The following is a 6,101-nucleotide window of genomic DNA, read 5'->3' as shown; positions in this document are numbered from 1 at the left end:
AGGGGCGGGGTGGGGCATCCCCCGGGGTCTGGGGCGGAGCCCCAGGGGCCCGGCTTTCGGCTGCGGACCGTGCTGGGGCGCCCGCGCAGTTCCCCGCGCCCCTAGTAGGGCACCCGGAGTCGACCGGTCGCGCCCAGTAGGGCACCCGGCACCGAACCCGCCACCCGCGCCCACCGCGGCGGAGCCGCGCAAAAGGTGCAGCCCCGCGCCCCCGTAGGGCACCCGGAGCCCAAAGGTCGCGCCCACCGCGGCGGAGGCGCGCAAAGGCACGGCCCCGCCCGCAGGGCACGCGCAGGCGATCCCCGGCCCGCCCCGCAGGGCTACTCGCGCGTCGCCGACTTCAGCGGGATCGTCGGGTCCGCCACCCTCGCCCGGTCCATCAGCACCGCCGATTCGATGAGCTTGCGGCCCTGGGCCAGATCTCGGGGGCGGCCCACTGCGAGGACCGCGACCAGGGCGCCGTCGCGGAGCCAGCACACCGACCAGGGCGTCGAGGAAGGATCCCCGCGGTGGATCAGCTCGTCGGTGTCGGCGTGGTGCCCCGCGTACTGGACGAAGCGGCCGAACTGCTCGGACCAGAAGTACGGGACCGGGTCGTAGTCGGTCGGGGCCTCACCCACGATGTCGGCGGCGACCGTGCGCGGACCCTGGAGCGCGTTGTCCCAGTGGTGGACGAGCAGGCGTTCGCCGAAGCGGGCCGAGGGGAACGAGACGCAGTCGCCGACCGCGTACACATCGGGCACCGAGGTGCGCAGACGGGCGTCGGCGGTGATCGCGCCTTCCGGGCCGAGCGCGATGTCGGTGCCGGCCAGCCAGGCCGTGGCGGGGCGGGCCCCGATGCCGACGACCACCGCGTCGGCGGGCAGGGCGCGACCGTCGGCGAGCCGCACCTCGCCCGGCACGACCGACTGGACCCGTGCGCCGGTGACGAGCTCGGCGCCGGACTCGGCGTACCAGCCGGTCATGGGGGCCGCGACCTCCGCGGGGAGCACCCCGGCCAGGGGGCGGTCGGCGGCCTCCACGACGGTGACCTCGCACCCCGCGTCCCGCGCCGCCGTCGCGAACTCCGCGCCGATCCACCCCGCGCCCACCACGACGATCCGGTGCCGCTGGTCGAGGACCGGCCGCAGGCGCCGCGCGTCGTCGAGGGTGCGCAGCAGGTGGACGCCCGGCACTCCCGCGCTGCCGGGCAGGGTGAGCGGTTCGGCGCCGGTGGCGATGACCAGGGTGTCGTAGCCGACCTCGCCCGCCTCGGTCACCACGCGGTGCTCGGCGGGGCGCACCCCGGTGACTTCGAGGCCGAGGCGCAGGTTCACGCCGAGCGCGTCGAAGTCGACCTCGAAGGCCGAACCCTCGGCCTTGCCGAGCAGGACGGCCTTGGACAGCGGAGGCCGGTCGTAGGGCTGGTGGGGTTCGGCGCCGATGAGGGTGATGGCTCCGGTGAAGCCCTGTTCGCGCAGGGCCACCGCGGTCTGCACGCCGGCCATGCCCGCACCGACGACCACCACATGCCGCGCTTCGGATTGCGTCTGCTGTTCGCTCACCCGATCACCATAAGCAGCTGACTATTCGTCAGGTAAGGGGCCGGGACCCGGCACGCACCCCCCGGACCCCGGGCACGCGCCGCCCGGACCCCCGGCACGCACCCCCCGGCCCCCGGACGCTCCCTTACTCCGCGCCGGAGCCTCGGGCTATGGTGGCAGGCGTAAAGCACTCGCGGGAGCCCGGACGCACCGGGCTGAGAGGGAGGCTGGGCGGCCTCCGACCGTACGAACCTGATCCGGGTCATGCCGGCGAAGGGAGGGGCTGGACGCCCATGCGTTCTTCACACAGCAGGTCCGACGACAGGCCAGGTCACGGGTCCGACGTCCTCGTCATCGGGGGCGGCATCATCGGCCTCGTCACCGCGTGGCGGGCCGCCCAACGCGGCCTCGGCGTCGTGCTCGTCGACCCCGAGCCGGGCGGCGGCGCCGCCCAGGTCGCGGCCGGGATGCTCGCCGCCGTCACCGAACTCCACTACGGCGAGCAGACCCTGCTCGCCCTCAACGTCGAGTCCGCCCGCCGCTATCCGGCCTTCGTGGCCGAGCTGAGCGAGGCCACCGGGCTCGACACGGGCTACCGCGCCTGCGGCACCCTCGCCGTGGCGCTCGACTCCGACGACCGCGCCCATCTGCGGGACCTGCACGCCCTCCAGACCCGCTGCGGCCTGGAGTCGGAGTGGCTCTCCGGCCGCGAGTGCCGCCGCCTGGAGCCGATGCTCGCGCCCGGTGTACGCGGCGGGCTGCGGGTGGACGGGGACCATCAGATCGATCCCCGGCGCCTGGCCAAGGCCCTGGTCGCCGCCTGCGCGGGCGCCGGGGTCCGGTTCGCGCACGGCTGGGCCGAGCGGCTCTCGGTCGTACGGGAGCGGGCGGCCGGGGTCGTCCTCGCGGACGGCACCGAGCTCACCGCCGACCAGGTCGTCCTCGCCGCCGGCAGCCTCAGCGGCAGGCTCGACGGCGTACCGCAGGAGCTTCTTCCGCCCGTACGTCCCGTGAAGGGCCAGGTGCTGCGACTCACCGTGCCGCCCCCGTACGCGCCCTTCCTGTCCAGGACGGTACGGGCGGTGGTGCGCGGCAGCGATGTCTATCTCGTGCCGCGCGAGAACGGCGAGCTGGTCGTCGGCGCCACCAGCGAGGAACTCGGCTGGGACACCACGGTCACCGCCGGCGGTGTCTATCAACTGTTGCGCGACGCCCACGAGTTGGTGCCGGGGATCACTGAGCTGCCGCTCACCGAGACCCGCGCGGGTCTGCGCCCCGCATCGCCCGACAACGCTCCCCTGCTCGGCCCGACCGCGCTGCCCGGCCTGCTGCTCGCCACCGGGCACTACCGCAACGGCGTCCTGCTCACCGCGGTCACCGGCGATGTCATGGCGCACGTCCTGACCACCGGTGAACTGCCCGACGAGGCACGCCCGTTCACCCCCCGCCGCTTCACCTCCGCACCTCGGGAGCTGACGACCGCATGACCATCTCCGTCAACGGCGAGCCCCGAGCGCTCGCCTCCGGGACCACCCTCGACGTCCTCGTCGCCACCCTCACGCCGTCCCGCTCGGGTGTCGCCGCCGCCGTCAACGAGGCGGTCGTGCCGCGCAGCGCCTGGCCGACGACCACGCTCGACGACGGCGACCGCGTCGAGGTCCTCACCGCCGTGCAGGGGGGCTGACCCATGGCCGACGATTCGCTGACCATCGCCGACACCACGTTCGCCTCCCGTCTGATCATGGGGACCGGCGGGGCGCCCAGCCTCGACGTCCTGGAGCGGGCGCTCGCCGTGTCCGGCACCGAGCTGACCACGGTCGCCATGCGCCGCCTCGACCCGACCGTGCGGGGCTCGGTCCTGTCCGTGCTCGAACGGCTCGGCATCCGCGTGCTGCCCAACACCGCGGGCTGCTTCACCGCGGGCGAGGCCGTGCTCACCGCGCGCCTGGCCCGGGAGGCGCTCGGCACACAGTGGGTGAAGCTGGAGGTCGTCGCCGACGAGCGCACCCTGCTGCCCGACCCGATCGAGCTCCTGGACGCCGCCGAGGTGCTGGTCGACGACGGGTTCACGGTGCTGCCGTACACCAACGACGACCCGGTCCTCGCGCGCAAGCTGGAGGACGTCGGCTGCGCGGCGATCATGCCGCTCGGCTCGCCCATCGGTTCCGGGCTCGGCATCCGCAACCCGCACAACTTCGAGCTGATCGTGGACCGCGCGAACGTCCCGGTGATCCTCGACGCGGGCGCGGGCACCGCCTCCGACGTGGCGCTCGCGATGGAGCTCGGCTGCGCCGCGGTGATGCTGGCATCGGCCGTCACCCGGGCCCAGGAGCCAGTCCTGATGGCGGAGGCGATGCGGCACGCGGTCGAGGCGGGGCGCCTTGCGCACCGGGCGGGGCGCATTCCGCGCCGCCACTTCGCGGAGGCCTCCTCCCCGAGGGCCGGCCGGGCCGTTCTCGACCCCGAGCGACCCGCGTTCTAGCCACCCGCCGCACGCCCCGTTCGAGCGTGTCCGCGTCACAGCTCGGCTGCAGTACGGCCCCCACCACGCACGCGGCGTGAAGGGGGCCGAGTGGCGCTCGTAAACTCTCCCCGTGGATACGACCCTTCATGACCCCCTCGTCGGGCAGGTGCTCGACGGCCGCTACCGCGTCGACGCGCGCATCGCCGTCGGCGGTATGGCCACGGTCTACCGGGCCGTCGACACCCGTCTCGACCGTGTGCTCGCCCTCAAGGTGATGCACCCCGGCCTCGCCGCCGACGCCTCCTTCGTGGAGCGCTTCATCCGCGAGGCCAAGTCCGTGGCCCGGCTCGCGCACCCCAACGTGGTCGGCGTCTTCGACCAGGGCGCCCAGGACCAGTACGTCTATCTCGCGATGGAGTACATCGCGGGCTGCACCCTGCGCGATGTGCTGCGCGAGCGCGGCGCGCTCCAGCCGCGTGCGGCGCTCGACATCCTGGAGCCGGTGCTCGCCGCGCTCGGCGCCGCTCACCGGGCCGGGTTCGTACACCGGGACATGAAGCCCGAGAACGTCCTGATCGGCGACGACGGCCGGGTCAAGGTCGCCGACTTCGGCCTGGTGCGGGCGGTGGACTCGGTGACCAGCACCACCGGCACGGTCCTCGGCACCGTCTCCTACCTGGCGCCCGAGCAGATCGAGCACGGCACCGCCGACACCCGCGCCGACGTGTACGCGTGCGGCGTCGTCCTGTACGAGATGCTCACCGGCGCCAAGCCGCACGGCGGGGACACCCCCGCGCAGATCCTCTACGCCCACCTCCACGAGGGCATGCCCGCGCCGTCCGCGGTGGTTCCGGGTCTCGCCTTCGAACTGGACGAGCTGGTCGCGTCGGCGACCGCCCGCAACCCCGATGTGCGCCCCGACGACGCGGTGGCCCTGCTCGCGCAGACCCGCGTCGCCCGCGCGGCCCTCGGCGACGAGCAGCTGGACGCGGTCCCGCCGGGCGCCCACGCCGTGGCGGCGGGGGCCGGCGCCGACGACCGTACGAGCGTGATCCCGCGGGCCGTGCCGACGCCGGTGACCCCGGCGGGGGTGCCTCTGCCCGCGGAGTCCGCGGGATCAGACCCCGTCAACCGCACCAGTCGGCTGATCATGCCGCAGCGCGTCGAGGACGAGCCGGAGCAGCGGCCGGTGCCGGGCGGGCCCCGCGGTCGGTTCAGTGGCCGGCGCGGGGTCATCGCCCTGGTGACCGCGCTCCTGGTGGTCTTCGGGGTCGGCGCCGGTGTCTGGTACATCAACTCCGGCCAGTTCACCCGGGTTCCGGCGCTCATCGGGCAGAGCGAGGAGGCGGCGAAGCAGAAGCTCTCGGGCGCCGGGCTCGACCTCAAGAAGGTGGACCGGCAGTTCAGCGACACCGTCGAGCGGGGCCAGGTCATCTCGACCGACCCGGCCACCGGCGCCCGTATCCGCGGCAACGGCTCGGTGACGCTCATTGTCTCGCGCGGCCCGGAGACGGCGCAGGTGCCCAAGCTGGACGGCATGCCGCTGGAGCAGGCCAGGAGTGAGCTGCAGAAGGCGGGCTTCGCGCCCGGCGACACCACGAGCGAGTTCAGCGACGGCGTGGCGCAGGGCGCCGTGATCCGCACCGACCCGCCGGCCGGCGTCAAGCGCCACACCGACTCCGCGGTCGCGCTCGTCGTCAGCAAGGGCGCCCCGGTCGACACGCCCTCCGTGGTCGGCGACTCGGTGGCCGATGCCACCTCCGCCCTCCAGGGCGCGGGGCTGAAGGTCACCGTCGCGCCCGACCAGGTCAACTCGGAGCAGGAGGCGGGCAAGGTGGCCGCGCAGTCGGCGCCCGAGCACACCCGGCTCACCAAGGGCGACACGGTCACACTGACCGTGTCCAAGGGGCCCAGGATGGTCCCGGTGCCCACCGTGACCGGTCAGAAGGCCGACGACGCGCAGAAGGCCCTTGAGGCGGCGGGCTTCAAGGTGAAGGTCGACCGCAGCTTCCCGTTCCTCAGCGACGAGGTCTCCGGCCAGTCCGTGGCCGGCGGCGCCCCGGCCCCCGAGGGCTCCACCATCACCATCACCACCAAGGGACTGTAGTCACCTC

At 74.1% G+C, this 6,101-nt stretch carries 5 protein-coding genes and 1 riboswitch; of the genes, 4 read left to right on the top strand and 1 reads right to left on the bottom strand.

The genetic code is table 11. The features are described from left to right. Positions 1-320: 320 nt before the first annotated feature. Positions 321-1,544: an FAD-dependent oxidoreductase gene (locus tag AB0D31_RS31055; protein WP_362729300.1), complete on the bottom strand. Its 1,224-nt coding sequence runs from the start codon at positions 1,542-1,544 to the stop codon at positions 321-323. Between the two features lie 162 nt (positions 1,545-1,706). After that, positions 1,707-1,819, top strand: a riboswitch (TPP riboswitch). Between AB0D31_RS31055 and thiO the strand changes: the two genes are divergently transcribed. The 4 genes from thiO to pknB all read left to right on the top strand — a co-directional run bounded on the left by thiO (position 1,817) and on the right by pknB (position 6,094). Beyond that, complete coding sequence (gene thiO / locus AB0D31_RS31050; RefSeq protein ID WP_362729298.1) at positions 1,817-3,010, top strand: glycine oxidase ThiO; 1,194 nt, start codon at positions 1,817-1,819, stop codon at positions 3,008-3,010. Its footprint overlaps the riboswitch before it by 3 nt. Then, complete coding sequence (gene thiS, locus AB0D31_RS31045) at positions 3,007-3,207, top strand: sulfur carrier protein ThiS (RefSeq protein ID WP_362729296.1); 201 nt, start codon at positions 3,007-3,009, stop codon at positions 3,205-3,207. The genes thiO and thiS overlap by 4 nt, the downstream gene beginning before the upstream one ends. Before the next feature lie 3 nt (positions 3,208-3,210). Continuing rightward, complete coding sequence (locus AB0D31_RS31040; RefSeq protein WP_362729294.1) at positions 3,211-4,005, top strand: thiazole synthase; 795 nt, start codon at positions 3,211-3,213, stop codon at positions 4,003-4,005. A gap of 112 nt (positions 4,006-4,117) precedes the next feature. Beyond that, entirely contained in the window at positions 4,118-6,094 is a 1,977-nt protein-coding gene (gene pknB, locus AB0D31_RS31035; RefSeq protein ID WP_362729292.1) for a Stk1 family PASTA domain-containing Ser/Thr kinase, read from the top strand. Positions 6,095-6,101 lie beyond the last annotated feature (7 nt).

The sequence above is a fragment of the Streptomyces sp. NPDC048361 genome, from assembly GCF_040651795.1.
Lineage (GTDB): Bacteria > Actinomycetota > Actinomycetes > Streptomycetales > Streptomycetaceae > Streptomyces.
This window is presented reverse-complemented; position numbering and strand designations above follow the sequence as displayed.